Here is a 23,386-nt window from a genome sequence, read left to right as displayed (position 1 = left end):
CCCGCGCCGGGGAGGGGCCCCGATATTGTGGCGAAACGGGACATGCCGCGCCATGCGCCGCCCCGTCCTCGGTGCATGGCAATTGCCCTGAACCGACCCTTCGGGCATGGCCCGGCGACAGGGCTCGTGGGGCGGTCCCGGTCAGTTGGGATGGATGACATGAAGATTGCGGTTTTCGGCCTGGGCTATGTCGGCCTGTCCAACGCGGTGCTGCTGGCGCAGCACAACATGGTCGTCGCGGTCGACATTTCGGCCGAGCGGGTGGCGATGGTCAATGCGCGCACCTCGCCGATCATCGATGCCGAGTTGCAGGATTTCCTGGCCAGCCGCACGCTCGACCTGTCCGCCACGACCGACGCACAGGCCGCCTTATCGGGCGCCGATTACGTCATCGTCGCCACCCCGACCAATTACGATGTCGACACCAACAGCTTCAACACCGAGTCGGTGGAGGCGGTCATCGCGCTCGCCAAGGCCCATGCGCCGGAGGCCACCGTGGTCGTCAAGTCGACCATCCCGGTCGGCTTCGTCGACGATGTCCGCGCGCGGCTGGGCACCACCCAGGTGATCTTCAGCCCCGAATTCCTGCGCGAGGGGCGCGCGCTCTACGACAATCTCCACCCCTCGCGGATCATCGTCGGCGAGGATTCGGAGCGCGCGCGCGTCTTCGCCGATCTGCTCGCCCAGGGAGCGGAGAAGCAGGACATTCCCGTCCTGTTCACCGGCAGCCGCGAGGCCGAGGCGATCAAGCTGTTCGCCAACACCTATCTCGCGATGCGCGTCGCCTTCTTCAACGAACTCGACAGCTATGCGATCGCCGGCGGCATGGACACGCGCCAGATCATCGAGGGCGTCGGCCTCGATCCGCGTATCGGCAGCCACTATAACAATCCCAGCTTCGGTTACGGCGGCTATTGCCTACCCAAGGACACCAAGCAGCTGCTCGCCAACTATACCAGCGTGCCGCAGAACCTGATCCGCGCCATCGTCGACGCCAATCGCACGCGCAAGGACTTCCTGGCCGACCGGATCATCGCCAAGCGTCCCGGCAAGGTCGGCATCTTCCGCCTGACGATGAAGGCGGGGTCGGACAATTTCCGCCAGTCCTCGATCCAGGGCATCATGAAGCGGATCAAGGCCAAGGGGATCGAGGTCGTGGTCTTCGAGCCCAGCCTGGCCGAGGACAGCTTTTTCGGCTCGAAGGTCTACCGCGACCTCGCCGCCTTCAAGCAGGACAGCGACGTCATCATCGCCAACCGCAACGACCCCGAACTGGCCGATGTCCAAACCAAGCTGTTCACCCGCGACATCTTCGGATCGGACTGATCGCCCCCGCCGGTCAGAACAGCTTGCGCACCCCCACCCGGATCGATCGGCCCAGCGGGTCGATATAGGCGGGCTGAAAGCGGTTGGGGGTCTGGCCGTTGCGGTCGGTGACGTTGATCCGGTCGTTCAGCAGATTCTCGACCGTGAAATTGACGTTCAGCCCCTTGGCCCAGGGCTTTTGGACGATCTTGTCGACCTGAATGAAACTGTAGAGGACCAGCCAGGTCCGCCCCGAAAAGCGCAGGTCGGAGGCGGCGATGTCGTTGCGGACGCGGGTCGGCCCCTGGAGGCGGCCATAGAGGCCCAGGTTGAACACGCCGTAGGAGAAATTGCCGTTCAGATCGACGTCCCAGCGCGGTCGCCCGCCCGTGCCGTTGAGAGTCGCACCGTCGAGCAGGTCGAGGACCGCGCCGCCGTTGCGCAGGGTCAGTCGATCCTCCAGCCGGTAATTGGTCGTCGCCGATACCCATAAGGAGGGCGGTCGCTTGGGTGAGCGGGGCGGGGGTGCGGTCTTGGCCACAGCCGCCTCCGCGTCGGGCTGGGGCGGTGGCGGGGGTGGCGGGGTCTTGCCCAGCGTCACTTGCGCATTGACCGTCAGGCGCAGTTTGCGCTCGCGCTCGAACGCCAGATTGACCGGGCGCAGATCGACGCTGACCAGCTGGCCCAGCGCATCGCGTACGAACAGGTCGGGAAACACCCGCTGGAACGCCGGCGTGGCACCGCCCAGCGATGCGGCCTGATTGTCGATATGCGTTTCGACATAGTCCGTGCTGAGGCGAATATCCTTGTCCTTGATCGGCTGCACCGCAAAGCCCAGCGTCGTGGTCCGCCGCTTTTCGGGGGCCAGATCGGGATTGCCGCCGGCGATGGTGGTGACGAGCGTGCTGCGCCCGGTCACATAATCGAAAAAGGGCGTGTTGGGCGTCGCCAGCACCGGTGCGACGAGCTGGGTCACGGCGGGTGCGGCCTGCGCGAGATTGATCGAGGCGTTGAGCTGGACGCCTCGGAACGGCGTCCAGTTCAGTCCGAGATCGGAGGTGTTGAGGCGCCCGAAGTCGGATACCTGCGACACGCCCGCCATCGCGCTCAACTGCATTTCGCCCAGAAAGGACAGGGAGCCCTCGCGTGCCGAGGCGATCGGCACGACGGCATTGACGCTGGCCCCGCGCGTCGTGCGGCCGACCCCGCCCGTGGCGAGCGCCAGGTTGGTGCTCGCGTCGCTGTCGATCCGGGCGTAATCGGTGGTGACGGTCAACATCGCCTCACCTGCGGGCAGGCGCGCGACGGGGCCGTTGGCGGTCGCCTTGATCCCGATCGTGTCCGATGCCGCCCGGCTGCGATTGCGGGTGCGCCGCCCGGCGGTCGTGGGATCGATTGCCGCCATCGGATCACCCCCCGCATCGATCGATGCCCTAAGCGCGCCGAGCGGTACGCCTGTCTCGGACATGCTGCGCGACACCATGCGATCGTAGTTGCCGGTGATCGCCCAGGCCCAGCGGCGGGCATCGCCGGTCAGCGTGCCGCCGCCATGCAGCGCCATGCTGGTCGTCCGCTGATGCAGCACGCTGTCGGGGAGGTAGCGATAGAGGAGCGCGTCATTGGCGAAGGGGAAGACGTCCAGGCCCCCGGGCACCCGCAACAGGGCGGGGGCCAGACCGTTCAGCCCCTTGCTCTGCATCGCCTCCATCGACAGCGTCAGCGATCCCGACACGGTTTTGTTGAGGGGCGAGGCCAGGCTCGCCTCGCTATGGATGGTGTCGCTCAACGGCTGGAGCGTCCGGTAAGGGCCGAGATCGGTGACGGCGGCCGGGCTGTTCGCATAGCCCGCAAGCGTGCCCCGCGCGGCCGGATCGACCGGCACCCCGGCCAGCGTGACGCGTCGCCCCGCCAGCGCATCGAGCCGGGGGTCGAGACTGGCGCCGTCCACGCCCGCCACATTGCCGGTCGTGGCGAATAGCGTGTCGGGATCGGGCACGATGTCGCGCTGGCTTTGCAACACGCGGTTCTGGCGCAGATGCCAGACGTTGAAGGTCAGGCGTCGCGGCCCGTCGATCCGCGCCGAGGTGACCTCGCCATATCGGGTGCCACCCCCGCCCTCGGTCGTGACGCCGGGCAGGATATGGGCCGTCACCGCGCGGAATGTCTTCTTGGTGATGAAGTTCATCACCCGCACATTGGGGGGATAGCCGAACCGTGCCGCTTCCTGCTCGGGAAGTATCTCGACCCGGTCCATCGCCTCATAGGGTAGCGACTGGAACTCGGCGAACCCGGACACGCGCCGCCCGTTGAGCAGCATCACTGGCTCGCCCCCGCTGGTCGAACTGGTCAGCGACTTCATCTTCTTCAACAGATCGCCGACACTCGTCGCGCCCAATGCCTCCAGCGCCTGCCCGTCGAGCACCGCCACAGGCTCGACCGCGCCGATGACGGAGCCGGGGATGCGCTTGCCGGTGACGGTCACTTCCGCAGGGGGCGTCTGTTCTCCGGCATCGCTCTGCGCCATCGCCCCTGTCGGCATCGCTAGTCCCAGGACAGCCGCCGACCATCCCGCGCAGACCCTTGGCTGCACGCGCTCCCTGTACCGCATCGTCCAGCCACTCCCATCGCCGACGTGATGGCGATACTTAGTGTGGCGATGATGTCACAATTAAGGCAAATTTTCCGGGCTGCTTGACTTTTTGTTGGTATATTAAGGCCGCCAAATAATCTGATGCCTTTCCGGGTACTTTGCATGGGAAGGGCGGGTCAGAGTTGCGGGGCCACCGGCGCCTCAACCCGCGCCGCCGCCGCCGGCACGGGCGCGGTGCGACGATGCAGGACGCCGCGCATCACCCGCACATAATGGTCCGCGCCATGTTCGATGGTGAAGCGCCGCGCCTGGTGGAGGGTGCGCTGGGCGTTCTGGCTCTGGGGGCGGGCGGCGCGGATGGCGGCGGCGAAGGCCGTTTCGTCGCCGACCGGCACCAGCGTGCCCAGCGTGCCCTGTTGCAGCAAAGCGGCCATCGATCGGCTGCAATCGGTGGCGATGATGCCGATATTGGCGGCCAGCGCCTCCAGGATCACCGCCGGCACGCCTTCGTAATGCGAGGACAGGAGGAGGGTGTCGTGGCGTGACAACAGCGCGGCGGGGTTGGCGACATAGCCCTGGAACGCGACACGCCCGGCCACGCCGAGTTCGGCCGCCAGCGCCTCCAGCATCGTGCGTTCGGGACCCTCGCCGAAGATGGTCAGCGTGTCGGCGGGGCCTGCGCCGCGCGCGAAACCGCGCAGCATCAGCGCAAGGTTCTTCTGCGGGGCGAGCCGCGCCACGGTGACGAAGCGGTGCCCGCCACCGTCACCGTCACGTGGCGGCACGACCGGCGCGTCCCGGCGCAACGCGGCGATCTGCGCCTCCGACAGGGCGGGATCGGGGATGATCGCGACGCGGGCGGGCGACACGCCGACGCACTGCACGATCTCGGCGCGCATCGGCTTTTCCATGCCGACGAAATGGTCGATCGCCAGCCCCTGGATGCGCAGCCAGATGCGATAGAAGAGGCGGTAGAACCAAGACGCGTCGGCGCGGTCGAGATTGTTGCTGATCTTGGCGACGATCGGCGGGCAATCGCGCCCCAGGATCAGCTTCAGCATCACAGCGACGAAGGCATAGGTGTTGCCCGCGCAGAACAGCACGTCCGGCCGGATCGTCCGCACCGCGCGCGGCAGCGTGGCGACCATCCATAGCGTCTCCCAATGCGCGATGCCCGGCCAGCGACGTCGGGGCGTCACGAAGTCGAGCCCTTCGCCGACATCCCGCGCCATCGCGCCATCGGTGCGCCCCAGGAACAGCGGCGCATCGACGCCGGTCGCGCGCCAGCGATGGACGAGGCGCAGCGCGATACGCTCCACCCCACCCGGCTCGAAACTATGGAGGAAGGTCAGGACGCGCACGTCGTCCGTCCGTCCCGATTCCCGTCGATATGGGCCATGATCCCGCTCATAGGCGGCCCGGATAGCATGACCGGCCGGGGTATAGACAGCCCCCCGATGACACCCGCGTCATCGCGCGTGCGGCCGATGGGGATTCGCATTGCCGCTTGCCTTCGCGGGCAAAGCGACCCACCCGCTGGTCGCATGAAGGACGCACAGGGGCGACAGGGTTGGACGGGGCAAGGCGGCTGGGCCGGGCGGGGGGCGGTGCTGCTGCTCCTGAGCATCATCGCGCTGGTCGCCCGTGCGCAGACCTTCGGCAATCCGGTGATCGGTTTCGACGAGCAATTCTATCTGCTGGTCGGCGACCGGACGCTGCACGGCGCGCTGCCCTATGTCGACATCTTCGATCGCAAGCCGATCGGCCTGTTCCTGCTCTATGCGGGTGCGCGAAGCCTGGGGGGCGACGGGTTCCTGGCCTATAAGCTGGTCGCCGCCGGTTTCGTCATCGCCACCGCCTATGGCGTGCAACAGGTGGCGCGGCGCTTCGCGGGCGCGAAGGGCGGGATCGTCGCGGCGATCCTCTATATCCTGTGGCTGAACCTGATGGAGGGGGAAGGGGGGCAGTCCCCCGTCTTCTACAATGCGCTGATGCTGGCGGCGGCGGCTGCGGTGCTGCGCGCCGTCGAGGGGCGGGGACGGTTGTTCGCGCAGGGCGCGGTGGCGATGGCGGCGGTGGGATGCGCGCTTCAGATCAAATATTCGGTGCTGCCCGAAGGGGTCGCCTTCGGCTGTATCCTGCTGTGGCGGGGATGGCGCATGCGGGTGTCGATGGTGCGGCTGGCGGGCATGGCGTCGGGGTGGATCGCGCTGGCCCTGCTGCCGACGGTGATGGCGTACGGCGTCTATGCCGCCATGGGGCTGGGTTCCGCCTGGCTGTTCGGCAATGTCCTGTCGGTCGGCGGACAGGCGGCACGGCCTTTCGTCGATGAGCTGGAAGGGCTGGCGGCGTGCGTCGGCATCCTGTCGCCGCTGATAGTGGCGATCGCGTTCGGCCGGCCGTGGCGGCGTGTGCCGGCCGAGGCGCGGGACGGCTTCGGCGTGCTCCTGATCTGGCTGACGGTGACGGTCGCGGCGGTGCTGCTCTATGGCCGGTTCGGCAGCCCCCATTATGCGATGCCCATCGTCCTGCCCGCCGTGATCGTCGCGGCCCCCGTGTTCGACCGCTGGCGGCGGGGATGGATCGTCGCCTTCGTCTTCGTCATCGCGCTGGCGGGGCAGATCGTGCTGTCCTTGAGCGAACGCGCCAAGGGCGGCGCGGCCGAGGCGATGGCGGTCGCGCGTGCGGCGACACCGGCGGGGGGGTGCCTTTATGTCTATGACGGCTATCCGGCGCTCTACATGCTGACCCATAGCTGCCTGCCGTCGCGCTGGGTGTTTCCAGGCCATCTCAACACCCGCGACGAAGCCAGCGCAGCCGCGATCGGCATCGATCCCGTCGCCGAGATCCGCCGCATCCTGGCGACCCGGCCCGGTGCGATCGTCGATGACTATCCGCGCTTCGCCTTCGGCAATCCCGCCACCCGCGCGGTGCTGCGCGACCTGCTGGCGCGCGACTATCATCTCGCGGCCTGCGTGCCGACGGGGCCGAGCCGGGTGCGGCTGGTCTATCGGCCGGGGCCGGGAAAGCCGCCCGCCGGCTGTCCGTCCGCGGCCGATCTGGACCAGCCGGCCTGACCGACCGGGACGCTTCCTCCCTTCGCGACCCACGCGATGGCCTCCGCGATTCGGCGTTTGCGCTCATCCTGTCGGCCCCGATACCGCCCCCGCGCGTTATTCCCGATGCCGCAACGGCTTGGGCGGCAGCCACCCCTTTCGGTGGCGCGAAAGCCTAGCTACATCCGGGCGATGACCGAACCCGCCACGCCGACGCCGACGCCGCCCCTTGCCCAGACCCGCCCGCACAGCTTCACCGCGCACGGGGTCACCATCGAGGACCCCTATGCCTGGCTGAAAGACCCCGCCTATCCCGAGGTTACCGACAAGGACGTCCTGGCCTATGTCGAGGCGGAGAACGCCTATTTCGAGGAGGTGATGGCCCCGCGCCAGCCGCTGATCGACCGGCTGTATGAAGAGATGAAGGGGCGGATCAAGGAGGATGAATCCTCCGTCCCGCAAAAGGATGGCGACTGGCTCTACTGGACCGGGTTCGAGACCGGCGGCCAGTATCGCAAATGGTGGCGCAAGCCGGTCGCCGGCGGCCCCGACGAACTGCTGCTCGACGAACCCGCGCTGGCCGAGGGCAAGGAATATTTCCGGCTGGGCGCCTTCTCGATCAGCAACAATGGCCGTTACCTGGCCTATGCGATCGACGACAATGGCTCGGAGCGGTTCGAGGTGCGGATCAAGGACCTGACCACCGGCGAGCATTTGCCCGAGGTCATCCCCGGCATGTTGTCGGAGATCGTCTGGGTCGCCGACGACAGCGGCTTCCTTTACGGCGTGGCGAATGCCCAGTGGCGCACCGACAATGCGCGGTTCCACCGGCTGGGCACCGACGTCACGGAAGACGTCGAGCTGTTCCACGAGGATGACGAAGGCTACCGCGTGGCCGTCGCGGAAACCTCCGCGCGCAACTGGATCGTGATCGCGACCGGCGATCACGTCACCAGCGAGGTGCGGCTGCTGCCCGCAGACAATGTCTTCGCCGAACCGATCCTGGTCGCGCCCCGTAAGGAGGGGCGCGAATATGACGTGGACGAGCATGACGGCACGCTGTTCATCCACACGAACGACGTCGACCCGCAATTCCGCCTGTGCACCGCCTCGATCGACAATCCCGGCGACTGGCACGAGTTGATCGCGCCGAGCCCGCATTTCTATATGACCGGGGTCGAGTGCTATAAGGACTTCTTCGTGGTCGAGGGGCGCGAGGACGGTTTGGACCGCATCGCCATCCACCGCTATGATACGCCCACCGTACCGCAGCGGATCGAATTTCCCGAGGCGAGCTATACGGCGGGACTAGGGGACAACCCCGAATATGACGTGTCCGTCTTGCGCCTGGGTTACGAGTCGATGGTCACGCCGGGTACGGTCTATGACTATGACGTCGCGACCGGTGGCCTGACCCAGCTGAAGGTGCAGGAAATCCCGTCGGGCTATGACGCGGCCAAGTACCGCACCGAGCGGCTGAAGATTTCCGCGCGCGACGGGACGATGGTGCCGGTTTCGATCGTCTACCCCAAGGACTTCCCGCGCGACGGATCGGGCAAGCTGTTCCTCTATGCCTACGGCGCATACGGCTATGCCATTCCGCCGGGCTTTTCGACCGGCCGCATGAGCCTGCTCGATCGCGGCTTCGCCTATGCCATCGCGCATATTCGCGGCGGCGACGATCTGGGCCAGCAATGGTATCTGGACGGCAAGCTGGAGAAGCGGACCAACACCTTCCACGACTTTGTCGATGTGGCGAAGGGGCTGATCGACGGTGGCTGGACGGCCAAGGGCCAGATCGCCATCGCGGGCCGATCGGCGGGTGGCGAATTGATGGGCGCGGTGGTCAATTCCGACCCTGAGCTGTGGGGTGCGGTGATCGCCGATGTGCCGTTCGTCGACGTGCTCAACACGATGATGGATGCCGAACTGCCGCTGACGCCGGGCGAGTGGCCCGAATGGGGCAACCCGATCGAGGACAAGGCGGCGTTCGAGCTCATCCGCAGCTACAGCCCCTATGACAATGTCCGGGCGCAGGCCTATCCGCCCATGTTCATCTCGGGCGGGCTGAACGATCCGCGCGTGACCTATTGGGAGCCCGCCAAATGGGCGGCCCGCCTGCGCGCCACCAAGACCGACGACAATCTGTTGTTGCTCAAGACCAACATGGGTGCGGGCCATGGCGGCAAGTCGGGCCGGTTCGAGTCCCTGCGCGAAGGTGCGGAGGAGCATGCCTTTGTCCTGTGGCAGATGGGAGTCGAGTCCTGAGTATCGAGGCGATCGTCGCGCGCTTCGGCGTGGTGGCGATCGCGCTGGGCGCGGGGCTGGAGGGGGAGACGGCGGTCGTCACCGGCGGCATCCTGGCGCATCAGGGGCTGGTCGCCTGGCCGCTCGCGGTGGTGGCGGCGGCGGTCGGTTCGTTCCTGGCCGACCAGATCTTCTTCACCATCGGCCGGCGTGCGCGCGACGGCCGATGGGTGGGACGCCTGCGCCAGCGGCGCGTCTATGCTCGTGTCATGACGATGATGGAGAAGCATCCGGTCGGCTTCATCTTCGCCTTTCGCTTCCTCTATGGCCTGCGTACGATCAGCCCGGTCGCGATCGGCACCAGCGACGTGCCGACCCGGCTGTTCGTCGCGGTCAATGCCGTGTCCGCCGCATGCTGGGCGTCGCTGTTCATCGGCATCGGCTATCTGTTCGGCGAGGCGTTTCAGGAACTGGCGGCGCGCTGGCGGCCCAGCCTGCCGCATATCCTGATGGCCGCCGCGCTGGTCATGATCGCCGCCGCGATCGGCTGGGGCCTGCGCACGCTTTGGCAACGGCACAAGGAACCGGGTGACACGGCATGAGCCGCTATAGCATGACCATTACCGCCGGCCCGGAGCATATCGACGAGCTGGGCCATGTGAACAACGCCGTCTGGGTCCAGTGGATTCAGGCGATCGCCAGCGCGCACTGGGAAGCCGTCGCGCCGCCCGAGCATGTCGCGGCGCATATCTGGGTCGTGACCCGGCACGAGATCGACTATCGCGGTAATGTCGTGGCGGGTGAGACGGTGACCGCCGAGACCTGGGTGCCCAACCCGCCCAAGGGCGCGCGCTTCGACCGGCATGTCCGCTTCATCGGCGCGGACGGGCAGGTGAAGGTGGAGGCGGTGACGACCTGGGCGCTGATCGACCGGGAAACCGGCCGGCTGCTGCGCGTCACGCCCGAGATCGCCGCGCCCTTCATGGTTTGAGCGCAAGAAGCGGGACGCATCGTGCACGCCGTTGCGCTAGGGTCGGCCCCATGTTGAGCGAATGCATCATGGCCTCGCCGGTGGGCGAGCTGACCCTCGTGGCGAGCGAGCAGGGCTTGCGCGCCGTCCTCTGGGCGGAGGAGCGGGCGGGGCGTGTGCCCTTGCCCGAGCGGCGCGATGATCCGGCGCATGCCGTGCTGGCCGAGGCGGTGCGCCAGCTGACCGCGTATTTCGCCGGGGAACGCCGCGTATTCGACCTGCCGCTCGATCCCGTCGGCACCGATTTCCAGAAGATCGTCTGGATCGGCCTGAATGCCATTCCCTATGGGGAGACGCGCAGCTACGCCGCGCTCGCCGCCGCGATCGGCCGGCCGGGCGCCTCGCGCGCGGTGGGAGCCGCCAATGGCCGCAATCCGCTGTCGATCGTCACGCCCTGCCACCGGGTGGTCGGCGCCAACGGCACGCTGACCGGCTTTGCGGGTGGGCTGGCGGTGAAGCAATGGCTGCTCGCGCACGAACGCGGCGAGCCGGTCCTGGCACTGGCATGAGCTATCCGCCGCGTGCCTTTCGCGAAACGCGCGAGGATGTGCTGCTGGCGGCGGTGGCGGAGATCGGCCTCGCCTCGCTGGTCGTGTGCGCGACGGCATACCCGAGGCGGTGCCGCTGCCGATGATCGCCGGACTCGCGGCATCGGACGCGGCAAAGGAAAGGGCGATGGCGGTGGTGATGGAACAGGTGGAACGCTACCGGGCGGGGTAAGCGGATCGACAATTTGATCCTCTCTGGAATGGGGGGGGGGGGACCATGCGCAGCATGTTGGAGGGGGATCGTCGCTAGATATGTTTCAAGAGGAAGCCCCCCCTCCACCAGGGCTTCGCCCTGCCACCTCCGGGGAGGATATGAGTGTGAAGGCGATGTCACTGGCGGCGCGAGAAACGTGGCCGTATCGGGCTGAATATCAATTCGTGTCGGAGACACCGAATGCGTCTGCTTCCTTGCGCCACGCTTCTCGCCGTCTTGCTGCCCACTTCCCTTCCCGCACAGGAGGCACCTACCTCCTGCTGCCGCACGCTGGGCGAGGTTCGCACCAACATCGACCGGATCGACGACCAGATCCTGCGCCTGATGGCCGAGCGGTCACGCTATGTCGCGCAGGCTGGGCGGTTCAAGACCTCCGCCGCGACTGTGCGTGATGAGGCCCGCATCCGTCAGATCCTGACGCGTATCCGGGCCAAGTCGGCGGTGGCGGGAGTGAACCCCGACGTGGCCGAGGCGACCTTCCGCGCGATGGTCGAGGGATTCACGGCAGAGGAGGCGCGGCAGGTCGGCCGTTAGTCCCGTGGCCTGATACCCTCACCCTTCTGGCGCTTCGCGCCTTCCTCCCTCTCTCATCGGGAGAGGGAAGGGGCCCACCCGCGTTGGCGGGTGGGAAGGGTGAGGGCGGTTCGATCCGTCAGTCCTCGTCCCAGACAATCGCGATCGGCGCATCGATGCCCAGTACCGCATGGACCGGACAGGCCGCCGCTGCCGCTTCCAACCGCTTGCGTTGCGCCGTGTCGTACCGCCCCGGCACCCGGACCGTCACGCCCAGCGTCGTGATCCGGCGCGGCGCGTTGCCCATCGTCTTGGTGACGGTCGCGGTTGCACCTGCCAGTTCCAGCCCGGCGACGCGCCCCGCCATCGCCATGATGCTCAGGACGCAGCCGCCAAGCGATGCCGACAGCAAGTCACTGGGCGAAAAGCCTTCGCCGCGCCCGTTCAGGTCCCGGGGCGCGTCCAAGATCAGCACCGCACCATTGTCCGGGTGCGTGACGTGGCAGCGCAGACCGCCTTCATAATGGACGACGAGATCCGCCACCTCAGCCGCTGTTACGCAGCGCGGTGGCGATGCCGTTGATCGACAACAGGATGCCCTCGCCGATACGCGGATCGTCCTCGCCGGCACGGTGGCGCTTCATCAATTCGATCTGAAGCAGGTTGAGCGGTTCGATATAGGGCAGGCGCAGGCGGATCGACGCCTCCAGCGCGGGATTGTCGGCCAGCAGCCGCGATTGTCCGGTCACGGTCAGCAACCCGTCGCGCGCGCGGTGCCAGCCGTCATGGATGCGCCCGAAGATCGCGTCGCGCATCCCCGCATCCTCGACCAGCCCGGCATAGCGGCGCGCGATGCCGATGTCGGACTTGGCGAGCACCATCTCCATATTCGCCAGCGTGGCGGCGAAGAAGGGCCAGCTTTCCGCCATCTCGGCGAGCAGCGCTTTGTCCTCGAAATTCGCGATCGCGGTGCCGACCCCGTACCAGCCGGGCAGCATGACGCGCGCCTGCGCCCAGCTGAACACCCAGGGGATGGCGCGCAGATCCTCGATCGCGTCGGATTTCTTGCGGCTGGCCGGACGGCTGCCGATCTTCAGGCCGGCGATCTCGGCGATCGGCGTCATCTGGCGGAAGAATGTGCGGAAACCCTCGGTGCCGTAGACCAGGTCGCGATAGGTGGTGAAGGCGGTCGCCGACAGCGCCTCCATCGCGGCGGTGAAGCGCGCGGTGTCCGCCGCGGACAGCCGGTCGGGTTCCAGGCTGGCGAGCAGGGTGGCCGAGGCCATCGCTTCCAGGTTGGTCAGCGCCGAGTCGCGCGTGCCGTATTTCCCGGCGATCACCTCGCCCTGTTCGGTGATGCGGATGCGGCCCTGCACCGTGCCGTGCGGCTGGGCGCGGATCGCGGCGAAGGCGCTGCCGCCGCCGCGTCCCACCGCACCGCCGCGTCCGTGGAACAGCTGCATCCTGACGCCCGCCGCGTCGAACACGGGGCGAAAGGCGCTCGACGCCTTGGACAGCGACCAGGTCGAGGTGAGGTAGCCGCCATCCTTGTTCGAGTCCGAATAGCCGATCATCACTTCCTGATGACCCCGTGCCCGGACGATGGCGGCGATCTCGGGCAGGTCGAAATAGGCGCGCATGATCTCCGGGCCCGCCTCCAGATCCTCGATCGTCTCGAACAGGGGCACCGCCATGATCGCGGCGGTGGCGGGCTCGCCGGGTCGGTAGAGGCCGAATTCCTTCAGCATCAGGTTGATTTCGAGCAGGTCGGACACCGACTTGCCCATCGAGACGATGTAGTTGGTGATGCACTTCGGCCCATATTTGGCATGGGCGTCGGCGGCGGCCTGGACGATGGCGAGTTCGGAGCGGGTCTCGTCCGAATAATCGGCATAGCGGCTGAACAGCGGCCGGGCATTGGCGAGTTCGCGGCGAAGCAGCGCCACGCGCGCCTCCTCGTCCAGCGCCAGATAGTCCGCCTCGACCCCGGCGACCTTCAGCAGTTCGGCGACGACACGCTCATGCACCGCCGAATTCTGGCGCAGGTCGAGCGTGGCGAGATGGAAGCCGAAGGTTTCGACCGCACGGATCAATCGGCCCAGAGCCCCGCCGCTGGCCAGCGCGCCGTCGCCCCGTGCCGCCAGCGCGCGGGCGATCGCGACCAGATCGGAGCGCAGCCCCTTGGGGTCGGCATAGGGCTCGCCGGTCAGCCGACCGGGGCGGGGCGGGGTCTTGCCGGTCAGCGTCGCGTGGGTGGCGGCGAGCCGCGCATAGATGCCCGACAGGGCCCGGCGATACGGTTCGTCGGCGCGGCTGAGCGCGTCGTCGCCGCTCGCCTCGGCCAGCGCCAGCACCGCCTCGTCCACCGGCGCATGTTCGGTCGAGATCGACAGCTCGGCACCCAGTGCGTGCACCGCCTCGCAATAATGGGTCAGCACCGCATCGGCGGCCTGCGCCAGCGCGGTGGTCAGCGACTCGGCGGTGACGAAGGGATTGCCGTCGCGGTCGCCGCCGATCCAAGAACCGGGGCGCAGGAAGGCGGGTACGCGCGCGCCGAACGCCTTGTCCCAGCGCTGATACAGTGCGGGCAGCGCCGGCAGGAATACGTCGCGCAAGTAAGAGAGCGCGGTTTCCACCTCGTCGGTGACGTACAGCCGCTCGCGGCGCAGCACGCGCGTCTGCCATAGCAGCGCGATCTGTCGCCCGATCGCCGCCTCGACATCGTCGCCATCCGGGGTCACCGTCCGGCCGGCGTCGCGCATCGCCAGCAATTCGGCGATGCGGTTGCGATGGTCGATCATGCTCTTGCGCCGCACCTCGGTCGGGTGCGCGGTCAGCACCGGCACCACCAGGGCCTGCCCGAGCAGCGTCATGGCGGCGTCGCGGTCGATGCCCTGTTCGGCCAGCGTCTCCAGCACATCGGTGATGTCGGCGGCGGGCTCGCGCGCGATGCCCTGGCGATCCTCGGCCAGATTGGCGAGCATCGAAAACAGCATGAACCCGCGCACGAAATCCAGCGTCTCGTCGAGGGCGAGCTTTTCCAGTTGCAGGTCGACCGAACCGTCTTCCCCCAAGCCGCGATAACGATCGACCGAGGCCCGCCGGATCGCCTCCGTCGCCTCGAACAGTGCGTCGCCGCCATAGCGGCGGATCACATCGCCGAGCTGCGCGCCCAGGAAGCGGATGTCGGCATTGTTGGCGATCGGGGGAAGACTGGTCATGGCGGCTATTGCTGCAACGCAATAGGCAAGGCGTCAACCTGCGGCGGCATGCAATTTTGGTATAATATCACCGATCGCTATAGCCTATAATTGCTTTATTTGGCTTTTTCCGCATTCATATTGGCGCCGGTCGCCACCGGGTTGGTCGGAGTGGCGGGCCGTTCGGTGCGTGAGGCTTCGCGTTCCTCGGAGGTAACGGTCCCGTCGCGGTTCAGGTCCATGCGGTCGAAGCGCGCCAGCATGCCTTCGAAGAACTCGCTCTCGGTGATTTCACCGTCCTTGTTGCGATCGAGTGCCCACAGGCGGGAATTGGTCGCGGGCATTTCATCCGCGGTGATGATGTCGTTGCCATCGCGGTCGAGTTCGCGGAAGCGGCGGGCCATCAGGCTGCCGAAATCGACGCGGCTGGTGACGGAGGGCGGCACGAAGCCCGCCTTGGCCGCCGCCCGATCGGCCTCCGCACGGCTTTCCTCCTTCTTGCCACACGCGGTGGTGGCGGCCAGCAATGCCGTCAGCCCCAGGCCCATCGCCCAACCCCGCATTTCCGACTCCTTGGCTCGTTACGCTTCCAGTTCAACGTCCCAATAGAGCCAGTCGTGCCATGTTTCATGAAGATAATTGGGCGGGAAGCTGCGGCCATGTTCCTGTAAATGCCAGTTTGTCGGGCGAATCGGCTCGACATGCAGCGGCATCGCGGCCTGGCGGGGCGTCCGCCCGCCCTTCTTCAGGTTGCACGGCGAACAGGCGGTGACGACATTTTCCCAGGTGGTCCGCCCGCCTTGCGCGCGCGGAATGACATGGTCGAAGGTCAGGTCGCGGTGCGATCCGCAATATTGGCAGGAAAAGCGGTCGCGCAGGAACAGGTTGAAGCGGGTGAAGGCGGGAAATTGCGACGGCTTCACGAACTGCTTCAGCGCGATGACCGAGGGCAGCTTGACCTTGGCGGTCGGGCTGCGCACCTCGCGCTCATAATGGGCGACGATATCCACCCGGTCGAGGAACACGGCCTTCACCGCGGTCTGCCAAGGCCAGACCGACAGCGGATAATAGGACAGCGGCGTATAGTCCGCATTCAGCACGAGCGCCGGACAACTGTCCGGGTGTCGGATCAAGTCGGGATGAAACACAGCTCCTCCCTTCGTGGTACGCCGACGCTCTTCGCGCAGGCGCGTGACATGGCTATGACACTATACGCTATGACAGCATGGGATGGGAATCGCGGTCAAGGGTGCGCGGGATGAGCGGCGCGGCGGACATCGTCACCCGTTTCGCGCCCAGCCCGACCGGGCGGCTGCATCTGGGGCATGCGCTGTCGGCTGTGCGCGCGCATGATCTGGCGCGGGGCGCCGGCGGGCGCTTCCTGCTGCGGATCGAGGATATCGACGGCACGCGCAGCCGGCCCGAGCATGTCGAGACCATCCTGCGTGATCTGGAATGGCTGGGGCTGGCATGGGATGACCTGTCCTTCCAGTCGCAGCGGCTGGACCTCTATGCGACGGCGCAAGGACGGCTGGCCGACCTGCTCTATCCCTGTTTCTGCACCCGCGCCGAAATCGCCGCCAGCCTGTCGGCGCCGCATGGGGCCACGCCGCTCTATCCGGGGACGTGCCGCCATCTGTCGCCCGCCGATCGGCAGGCGCGGATGGGCGAGCCGCATAGCTGGCGGATCGACATGGCACGTGCGGTCGAACGCGCCGGGCCGCTGACCTGGCATGACGAATATGCAGGCGAGGTCATCGCCGATCCGATGAGCCATGGCGACGTGATCCTGGCGCGCAAGGATGCGCCGGCCAGCTATCATCTGGCGGTGATCGTCGACGATGCCGCGCAAGGGGTGAGCGATGTCGTGCGCGGAGTCGACCTGTTCGACGCCACCCATGTCCACCGGCTGCTCCAGGCGCTGCTCGACCTGCCGACGCCGCATTATCATCATCATCCGCTGATCATCGGTGCGGATGGGCAGCGGCTGGCCAAGCGCCACGGTGCACCCGCGCTGGCGGCAATGCGCGAGGCGGGCGCGGACGGCCATACACTCAGCGATGCGCTGCGGCGCAATATGCTTCCTGCTGGATTTCGGCTGGGGGAGGCGTAAGCTCGGGCCCATGACCACTTTTCTCGTGATCCTGCTGATCGCGGCGATGCTCGCCACCCTGGTCGCGCTGGTGCGCGGCATCGTCAGCTTCCTGCAAGAGGCCTCGGCCGAGGCGCGCGGCGAAGGGCCGACTGCGTCGCAGCTGAAATCCAACCGGATGATGCAGCAGCGCATCTTCTTCCAGGCGCTGGCGATCACCGTCGTCGTCCTGCTGCTGTTCATGGCGGGGCGCACCTGATCCCATGGTCAAGCTGACGAAGATCTACACCCGCACCGGCGATGCGGGCACGACCGGGCTGGTCGACGGGACGCGCCGGTCCAAGGCCGACGCGCGGCTGGTCGCGATCGGCGAGGTGGACGAGGCGAACAGCGCGATCGGCGTGGCGCTGCTGAGCATCGATGGTTCGCTGGCCGAGGATCTGATGCGCATCCAGAACGACCTGTTCGACCTGGGCGCCGATCTTGCCACGCCCGGCGAGGTGGAGGGCGCGCTGCGCATCCTGCCCGAGCAGGTCGCGCGGCTGGAGGATCAGATCGACGCGATGAACGCGAAACTGTCGCCGCTGACCAGCTTCATCCTGCCCGGCGGTACCCAAGCGGCGGCGCATCTGCATCTGGCGCGGGCGATCGCGCGGCGGGCCGAGCGGGCGGGCGTGGCACTCGGGGAACATGAGCCGATCAATCCGTCCGCGCTCGCCTATCTGAACCGATTGTCCGACTGGCTGTTCGTCGCGGCGCGCGCGGTGAACAAAAACGGGGCATCGGACGTTCTTTGGGTTCCAGGAGGGGTGCGCGCGATACGGTAACGGGCCGGTCGATGTGCCCCCGCTAGTCCGGGGAGCATCCGAATGCCGACTCTCATTCCGTCCTCCGCGACGGCCCCGACGCCTGCCGATCCGCTGGTCTCCCGCTATCGTGACGTCCGCGCGCTGACCCTGGCGCTGGCCGCGCCGCTGTCCGATGCCGATGCCACCGTCCAGTCGATGCCCGATGCATCGCCCGCCAAATGGCACATGGCGCACACCACCTGGTTCTTCGAAACCTTCGTGCTACGCGATCATGTGCCGGATTATCACCTGCACGATCCGCGCTTCCCCTTCCTGTTCAACAGCTATTACGAGGCGGAAGGGAAGCGCCACGCGCGCCACCGCCGGGGCATGATCACCCGTCCGACGCTGGACGAGGTGCGGGCGTACCGCGCGCATGTCGACGAAGCGCTGGTGGCGGCGCTGCCCGATCTGCCCGAGGCGGCCCGCGAACTGGTGGCGCTGGGCTGCCATCATGAGGAGCAGCATCAGGAACTGTTCGTCACCGACATCCTGCACCTGTTCTCGGAAAATCCGCTCGAGCCGGCGCTGTACGCGGCCCAGCCCAAGACGCCGGTGGCGATGCCCGGTCCGGTCGACTGGATCGAAGGGGCCAGCGGGATCGTGCGGATCGGCCATGACAGCCAGGGCTTCGCCTTCGATTGCGAGGGGCCACGCCACGATACGCTGCTCCACCCCCATGCCATTGCCGATCGCACCGTCACCAATGCCGAGTGGATGAACTTCATCGCCGACGGCGGCTATCGCGATCCCCGGCTCTGGCTGTCGGACGGCTGGGCCTGGGTGAAAGGCGAGGGGATCGCCGCGCCGCTTTATTGGGAAGAGCGCGACGGTGGCTGGACCCGCTTCGGGCTGGACGGTCGCCGGCCGGTCGATCCCGCCGCCCCCGTCACCCATGTCAGCTTCTACGAGGCGGACGCCTATGCCAGCTGGGCCGGCGCGCGCCTGCCGACCGAGGCGGAGTGGGAAGCGGCTGCCGTGTCGCATGATCCGGCCGGCGGCAACCAGATGGACGATGCCGGCGCGGTCGAGCCGCGTCCGTCGCCCGACAGCCCCGCCTTCTTCGGCGATGTCTGGGAATGGACCGGCAGCGCCTACCGGCCCTATCCCGGCTTCCACCCCGTCGAGGGCGCGGTCGGCGAATATAATGGCAAGTTCATGAACGGGCAGTTCGTGCTGCGCGGCGGCAGCTGCGCCACGCCGCGCGGGCATGTCCGCGCCTGTTACCGCAACTTCTTCTACCCCCATCAGCGCTGGCAGTTCACCGGCGTCCGTCTGGCAAAGGACCTGTAATCATGCTGAAGCCCGAGATCGAGGACGGTCAGATGTCCCTTGCCGACCCCGCCTTCCGCGCCGATGTCCTCGCGGGGCTGGAGCGTCGTCCGCGCGCCATTCCCGCGCGCTGGTTCTACGACCGCAAGGGGTCCGAGCTGTTCGAGGCGATCACCGACCTGCCCGAATATTATCCCACCCGCACCGAGACCACGATCCTGGAGACGATGTGCCCCGATCTGGTCGCGCATGTCGGCAAGGGCCGCGCGGTCGTCGAGTTCGGCTCGGGCTCCTCGACCAAGACGCCGGTGCTGCTGCGCTGTGTCGAACCCTCGGCCTATGTGCCGATCGACATTTCGGGCGACTTCCTGCGCGAATCGGCGCGCAACCTGCAACAGGCCTTTCCCGACCTGCCCATCCATCCGCTGGAGGGGGATTTCATGCATCCGCTGACGCTGCCGGCGATGGTGGCGGATGCGCCCAAGCTGGGCTTCTTCCCCGGCTCGACCATCGGCAACATGACGCCCGCCATGGCGACCGACCTGCTGCGCGCGATGCGCGGCTCGCTGGGCGAGGGGGCGATGCTGCTGATCGGGATGGACCGCGCCAAGCCGGCCGACATCCTGGTGCCCGCCTATGACGATGCGTAAGGGGTGACCGCGGCGTTCAACCGCAACCTGCTCGACCGGATCAACCGCGAGCTCGACGGTACCATTCCGGTCGAGGCGTTCCGTCACCGTGCGGTGTGGAACGACGATCGCTCGCGGATCGAGATGCATCTGGCCGCCGAGCGCGATGTCGACTTCACCATCGAGGGGCGCCCCTTCGCCATGGCGGCGGGTGAGACCATCCATACCGAGAACAGCCACAAATACGGACCCCGCGACGCCAAAATCCTGCTGCGTGCCGGTGGCTGGACCCCCGTGGCCCAGTGGAGCGATCCCGACGACCTGTTCGGCGTCTATCTGGCGGAGGCGCAATCGGCCCGGCTCGCGCCGTGACCATCCGGGCGCACAAAAAGGCCGGTAAGGCCGTTTTTTTAAAAAGACTGGGTCTTTTTTCTTTATCCGACGTTGTGTTCCTTGGTTCGGTAGAAATCAGGTCATGATAAAGTCCTTTCTGCCGTGCCCCACCGCAAGTTCTTTTGATGGTAACGTGCCAACGAATAGGGTTTGTGTTGGTTTCCAAGTGGGAGGAGCATGATGACGGAAAGCGCACAATTGCTCGACGCGTTTGATGCACGGGCCCAGCGCCGGGATCAACGACGCGACTTTTTCAAAATGGCGATGGGCGCTGCGGCCGTGGGGGCGACCGCCTTCACCCTGACCAGCAAGGCGGGTGCGCAGGCGACCATCACCGACGCCGATATCCTGAATTTCGCGCTGAACCTCGAATATCTCGAAGCGCAATTCTATGCCTATGCCGCCAATGGGACGGGCCTGCCCGCCAACCAGCTGACCGGAACGGGGACGCAGGGCGCGGTGACGGGCGGCGCGCAGGTGCCGTTCGGCAATGATACGATCGTCCAGGCCTATGCCCGCGAGATCGCGGCGGACGAAGCGGCGCATGTCGCCTTCCTGCGCACCGCGCTCGGCAGTGCGGCGGTGGCGCAGCCGGCGATCAATATTTCGGGCGACGCCAACGGCCCGTTCACGGCGGCGGCCCGCCTGGCCGGGGTGGTCGGCAACACCGAGACCTTCAACCCCTATGCCTCGCCCACGGCGTTCCTGCTCGCGGCCTATATCTTCGAGGATGTCGGCGTGACGGCCTATAAGGGCGCCTCGCCGCTGATCACCAGCAAGCCGTTCCTGCAGGCGGCGGCCGGTATCCTGGCGGTCGAGGCCTATCACGCCGCGATCATCCGCACGACGCTCTACTCGCGCGGCTATGACGAGCTGATGCCGATGCCCTCGCTGGTGACGGCGACGGGCCAAATCTCGGCATTGCGCGACAGCGTCGACGGGTCGAGCGTCCTGGACCAGGGCATTGCCCGCACGACGGTCAACGGACAGCTCGTGTCCAACATCGTGCCGACCGATACGAATGGCATCGTGTTCAGCCGCTCTCCGCAACAGGTGCTGAACATCGTCTATTTGAACAGGGCGGCGGCTACCCTGGGCGGCTTCTTCCCCGCCGGCGTCAACGGTAACCTGCGCGCGAGCGTGGCGAACTGATCCCTTTTTTCCTCGATTGGAGAGGATCATCATCATGAGCGAAGAACGCTTCATTCTCGACGTGATCGAAGAGGCATCGGCCAAGCGCCGGGCCGACCGCCGCCGTTTCATGCGCATGGCCGCCGGGGCCGGTGCCGTGGGCGGGCTGGCGATGCTGGGCGCGTGCAACAACGACGATGACGATGTCATCATCGTCCCCACCCCGACCCCCACCCCGACCTCGACCGCCACAGTCACCGACGCCGATGTGCTGAACTTCGCGCTTCAGCTCGAATATCTCGAAGCGCAATTCTACAGCTACGCCGCCTTCGGCACCGGCCTGTCCTCGTCGCTGCTTGCCGGGGTGGGCACGCAAGGTGCGGTCGCGATCAACACCAGCGCGGCCAATGGCGCCGGCCAGCCGCGCCAGGTCCAGTTCAAGGACCCGATCGTGGCGCAATATGCCCGCGAAATCGCCTATGACGAGATCGCGCACGTCACCTTCCTGCGCAACGCGCTGGGCAGCGCGGCGGTGGCGCAGCCGGCGATCAACCTGTCGGGCGACGCCAATGGCGCCTTTACGGCGGCGGCGCGTGCGGCGGGCGTGATCGACAACAACTCGACCTTCGACCCCTATTCGTCCGACGAGTTCTTCCTGCTGGGCGCCTATCTGTTCGAGGATGTCGGCGTCACCGCCTATATGGGTGGCGTCACCCTGTTGTCGAACAAGAACTTCATCGAGGCGGCGGCGGGCATCCACGCGGCCGAGGCCTATCACGCGGGTCTGGTCCGCACGACGCTCTATCGCAAGGGGCTGACCAACACCGCGTTGATTACCAATGCGGGCAAGATCTCGGACGCGCGCGACAGCCTGGATGGATCGACCGATCTCGATCAGGGCATCGTCGCGACGGTGAACGGGCAGCAGGTTGCCAATATCGTGCCGGCCGACTCCAACGCGATCGCCTTTGTCCGCACGCCCGGCCAGGTGCTCAACATCGTCTATCTCAACAAGGCGTCGGTGACGAGCGGCGGCTTCTTCCCCGGCGGCCTGAACGGCACGGTCCGCTCCAGCGCGGCCAGCGGCTGACGATTACCCTTGCCCCACGGCCTCCCTTTCGGGGCGGCCATTTCACTACGGGCCCTGACCCCGACCGGCATCTTCCCTTTCGCCGGTCGGGGTATTTTTATGTCCGTTCGCCGCGCGAGAGGGGCGGGCGGGCCGGCGCGTGACGAAACCGCTTCTTCGCGGCGCGATTTGCGCCTATGCAGGGCGCATCCCCGGGGGAGCGCTGGCCTGCGCTTGAGAGGGGGGCAAGAGCCCCTGACCCGCTGAACCTGATCCGGTTGACACCGGCGTAGGGAGGGAGCGGCCCCATCTCTCATGGTCCGTTTCCTCCGCATGGAGTGGACGACTATGGCAGATATCCCCGCAAAGGCCGAGATCCCCCCCGCGGGCAGCGCAATCGGCGTGACGACCGGCCCCATTCGTGGCTCGAAGAAGATTCACGTCGGCCCGTTGAACGTCGCGATGCGCGAAATCCATCTCGACCCGTCCTCGGGCGAGCCGCCCTTGCGTGTGTACGATACCAGCGGCCCCTATACCGACCCGAACGCGCGTATCGACATCATGGGCGGCCTGCCGCAGATTCGCCGCAGTTGGATCGACGCGCGCGGCGATGTCGAGGCCTATGACGGCCGCGAGATCCGCCCCGAAGATAACGGCCAGCTCGGCCCCGACCGGTCGGGCGGCGTGCCGCAATTCCCACGTACCGGGCTCAACCGCCCCTTGCGCGCGAAGCCCGGCATGAACGTCAGCCAGATGCACTATGCCCGCCAAGGCATCATCACGCCCGAGATGGAATATGTCGCGACCCGCGAGAACCTGGGCCGCGAGATGCTGAAGGAGTATGTCCGCGACGGCGAGAGCTTCGGCGCGGCGATTCCCGATTACGTGACGCCCGAATTCGTCCGCGACGAAGTGGCGCGCGGCCGGGCCATCATCCCCAACAACATCAACCACCCCGAATCCGAGCCCATGGCGATCGGCCGCAACTTCCTGGTCAAGATCAACGCCAATATCGGCAATTCGGCGGTCGCCAGCAACGTGGCGTCCGAGGTCGACAAGTTGGTCTGGTCGATCCGCTGGGGCGCGGACACGGTGATGGACCTGTCGACGGGGCGCAACATCCACGACACGCGCGAGTGGATCATCCGCAATTCGCCGGTGCCGATCGGTACGGTGCCCATCTATCAGGCGCTGGAAAAGGTCGGCGGCATCGCCGAGGAGCTGACCTGGGAGATCTTCCGCGACACGC

General features: G+C 66.9%; 21 protein-coding genes, 1 pseudogene and 1 riboswitch. Of the genes and pseudogenes, 16 read left to right on the top strand and 6 right to left on the bottom strand.

The window, feature by feature from the left end:
* The first annotated feature begins 159 nt into the window (after positions 1–159).
* On the top strand, positions 160–1,326 hold the full coding sequence (locus tag ACQKJZ_RS03830) for a nucleotide sugar dehydrogenase (RefSeq protein ID WP_427730040.1): 1,167 nt from the start codon (positions 160–162) through the stop codon (positions 1,324–1,326).
* A gap of 13 nt (positions 1,327–1,339) precedes the next feature.
* Here ACQKJZ_RS03830 and ACQKJZ_RS03825 read toward each other — a convergent pair whose 3' ends face one another.
* Both ACQKJZ_RS03825 and ACQKJZ_RS03820 read right to left on the bottom strand, forming a co-directional pair.
* Complete coding sequence (locus ACQKJZ_RS03825; RefSeq protein WP_427730039.1) at positions 1,340–3,844, bottom strand: TonB-dependent receptor domain-containing protein; 2,505 nt, start codon at positions 3,842–3,844, stop codon at positions 1,340–1,342.
* 227 nt (positions 3,845–4,071) lie between these two features.
* Positions 4,072–5,256: a glycosyltransferase gene (locus ACQKJZ_RS03820; protein ID WP_427730038.1), complete on the bottom strand. Its 1,185-nt coding sequence runs from the start codon at positions 5,254–5,256 to the stop codon at positions 4,072–4,074.
* A 183-nt stretch (positions 5,257–5,439) separates the two neighbouring features.
* Here ACQKJZ_RS03820 and ACQKJZ_RS03815 point away from each other — a divergent pair, with 183 nt between their 5' ends.
* The 7 genes from ACQKJZ_RS03815 (at position 5,440) to ACQKJZ_RS03785 (ending at position 11,524) form a co-directional block, all read left to right on the top strand.
* The gene (locus tag ACQKJZ_RS03815; protein ID WP_427730036.1) at positions 5,440–6,972 is read left to right on the top strand and encodes a hypothetical protein; all 1,533 of its coding nucleotides are present in this window, start codon (positions 5,440–5,442) and stop codon (positions 6,970–6,972) included.
* Between the two features lie 171 nt (positions 6,973–7,143).
* Positions 7,144–9,219 carry a S9 family peptidase gene (locus ACQKJZ_RS03810; RefSeq protein ID WP_427730035.1) on the top strand — a complete coding sequence of 692 codons (2,076 nt, stop codon included), beginning with the start codon at positions 7,144–7,146 and terminating at the stop codon, positions 9,217–9,219.
* Positions 9,195–9,800 (top strand): DedA family protein, encoded by a 606-nt coding sequence (locus ACQKJZ_RS03805; RefSeq protein WP_427730034.1) that lies wholly within the window; start codon positions 9,195–9,197, stop codon positions 9,798–9,800. Before ACQKJZ_RS03810 ends, ACQKJZ_RS03805 begins: the two co-directional genes overlap by 25 nt.
* Positions 9,797–10,189 carry an acyl-CoA thioesterase gene (locus ACQKJZ_RS03800; RefSeq protein WP_427730033.1) on the top strand — a complete coding sequence of 131 codons (393 nt, stop codon included), beginning with the start codon at positions 9,797–9,799 and terminating at the stop codon, positions 10,187–10,189. The genes ACQKJZ_RS03805 and ACQKJZ_RS03800 overlap by 4 nt, the downstream gene beginning before the upstream one ends.
* 50 nt (positions 10,190–10,239) lie before the next feature.
* The gene (locus ACQKJZ_RS03795) at positions 10,240–10,737 is read left to right on the top strand and encodes a methylated-DNA--[protein]-cysteine S-methyltransferase (RefSeq protein WP_427730032.1); all 498 of its coding nucleotides are present in this window, start codon (positions 10,240–10,242) and stop codon (positions 10,735–10,737) included.
* A complete protein-coding gene (locus ACQKJZ_RS03790) occupies positions 10,734–10,862 on the top strand; it encodes a hypothetical protein (RefSeq protein ID WP_427730031.1) in 129 nt (42 codons plus the stop codon). Before ACQKJZ_RS03795 ends, ACQKJZ_RS03790 begins: the two co-directional genes overlap by 4 nt.
* A gap of 308 nt (positions 10,863–11,170) precedes the next feature.
* On the top strand, positions 11,171–11,524 hold the full coding sequence (locus ACQKJZ_RS03785; RefSeq protein ID WP_427730030.1) for a chorismate mutase: 354 nt from the start codon (positions 11,171–11,173) through the stop codon (positions 11,522–11,524).
* A gap of 118 nt (positions 11,525–11,642) precedes the next feature.
* Here ACQKJZ_RS03785 and ACQKJZ_RS03780 read toward each other — a convergent pair whose 3' ends face one another.
* From ACQKJZ_RS03780 to ACQKJZ_RS03765, 4 genes are all read right to left on the bottom strand, one after another.
* Positions 11,643–12,047 (bottom strand): OsmC family protein, encoded by a 405-nt coding sequence (locus ACQKJZ_RS03780; RefSeq protein ID WP_427730029.1) that lies wholly within the window; start codon positions 12,045–12,047, stop codon positions 11,643–11,645.
* Position 12,048: 1 nt separating this feature from the next.
* Positions 12,049–14,724: a phosphoenolpyruvate carboxylase gene (gene ppc / locus ACQKJZ_RS03775; protein ID WP_427730028.1), complete on the bottom strand. Its 2,676-nt coding sequence runs from the start codon at positions 14,722–14,724 to the stop codon at positions 12,049–12,051.
* 95 nt (positions 14,725–14,819) lie between these two features.
* On the bottom strand, positions 14,820–15,251 hold the full coding sequence (locus ACQKJZ_RS03770) for a hypothetical protein (protein ID WP_427730027.1): 432 nt from the start codon (positions 15,249–15,251) through the stop codon (positions 14,820–14,822).
* A gap of 33 nt (positions 15,252–15,284) precedes the next feature.
* Positions 15,285–15,851 (bottom strand): HNH endonuclease, encoded by a 567-nt coding sequence (locus ACQKJZ_RS03765; RefSeq protein ID WP_183952556.1) that lies wholly within the window; start codon positions 15,849–15,851, stop codon positions 15,285–15,287.
* Positions 15,852–15,961: 110 nt separating this feature from the next.
* On the opposite strand from ACQKJZ_RS03765, the gene gluQRS reads away from it, so the two are divergent.
* From gluQRS to ACQKJZ_RS03725, 8 genes and pseudogenes are all read left to right on the top strand, one after another.
* Complete coding sequence (gluQRS, locus tag ACQKJZ_RS03760; protein ID WP_427730026.1) at positions 15,962–16,816, top strand: tRNA glutamyl-Q(34) synthetase GluQRS; 855 nt, start codon at positions 15,962–15,964, stop codon at positions 16,814–16,816.
* A gap of 10 nt (positions 16,817–16,826) precedes the next feature.
* Positions 16,827–17,054, top strand: a complete 228-nt coding sequence (locus ACQKJZ_RS03755) for a twin transmembrane helix small protein (protein ID WP_183952554.1) — start codon at positions 16,827–16,829, stop codon at positions 17,052–17,054.
* A 4-nt stretch (positions 17,055–17,058) separates the two neighbouring features.
* A complete protein-coding gene (locus ACQKJZ_RS03750; protein WP_427730025.1) occupies positions 17,059–17,622 on the top strand; it encodes a cob(I)yrinic acid a,c-diamide adenosyltransferase in 564 nt (187 codons plus the stop codon).
* A gap of 42 nt (positions 17,623–17,664) precedes the next feature.
* Positions 17,665–18,936 carry an ergothioneine biosynthesis protein EgtB gene (gene egtB, locus ACQKJZ_RS03745; protein WP_427730024.1) on the top strand — a complete coding sequence of 424 codons (1,272 nt, stop codon included), beginning with the start codon at positions 17,665–17,667 and terminating at the stop codon, positions 18,934–18,936.
* Positions 18,937–18,938: 2 nt separating this feature from the next.
* Positions 18,939–19,916: pseudogene (egtD, locus tag ACQKJZ_RS03740) on the top strand (L-histidine N(alpha)-methyltransferase).
* Positions 19,917–20,117: 201 nt separating this feature from the next.
* Positions 20,118–21,089, top strand: a complete 972-nt coding sequence (locus ACQKJZ_RS03735) for a ferritin-like domain-containing protein (RefSeq protein ID WP_427730051.1) — start codon at positions 20,118–20,120, stop codon at positions 21,087–21,089.
* A gap of 34 nt (positions 21,090–21,123) precedes the next feature.
* Positions 21,124–22,158: a ferritin-like domain-containing protein gene (locus ACQKJZ_RS03730; RefSeq protein WP_312487393.1), complete on the top strand. Its 1,035-nt coding sequence runs from the start codon at positions 21,124–21,126 to the stop codon at positions 22,156–22,158.
* 188 nt (positions 22,159–22,346) lie between these two features.
* Positions 22,347–22,437: riboswitch (TPP riboswitch) on the top strand.
* Between the two features lie 48 nt (positions 22,438–22,485).
* Positions 22,486–23,386 (top strand): phosphomethylpyrimidine synthase ThiC (locus tag ACQKJZ_RS03725; RefSeq protein WP_427730023.1); only part of this gene is annotated, 901 nt, incomplete at its 3' end.

Origin of the sequence: Sphingomonas sp. NPDC019816, assembly GCF_050274375.1 — a bacterium.
Taxonomy (GTDB): Bacteria; Pseudomonadota; Alphaproteobacteria; order Sphingomonadales; family Sphingomonadaceae; genus Sphingomonas.
This window is presented reverse-complemented; position numbering and strand designations above follow the sequence as displayed.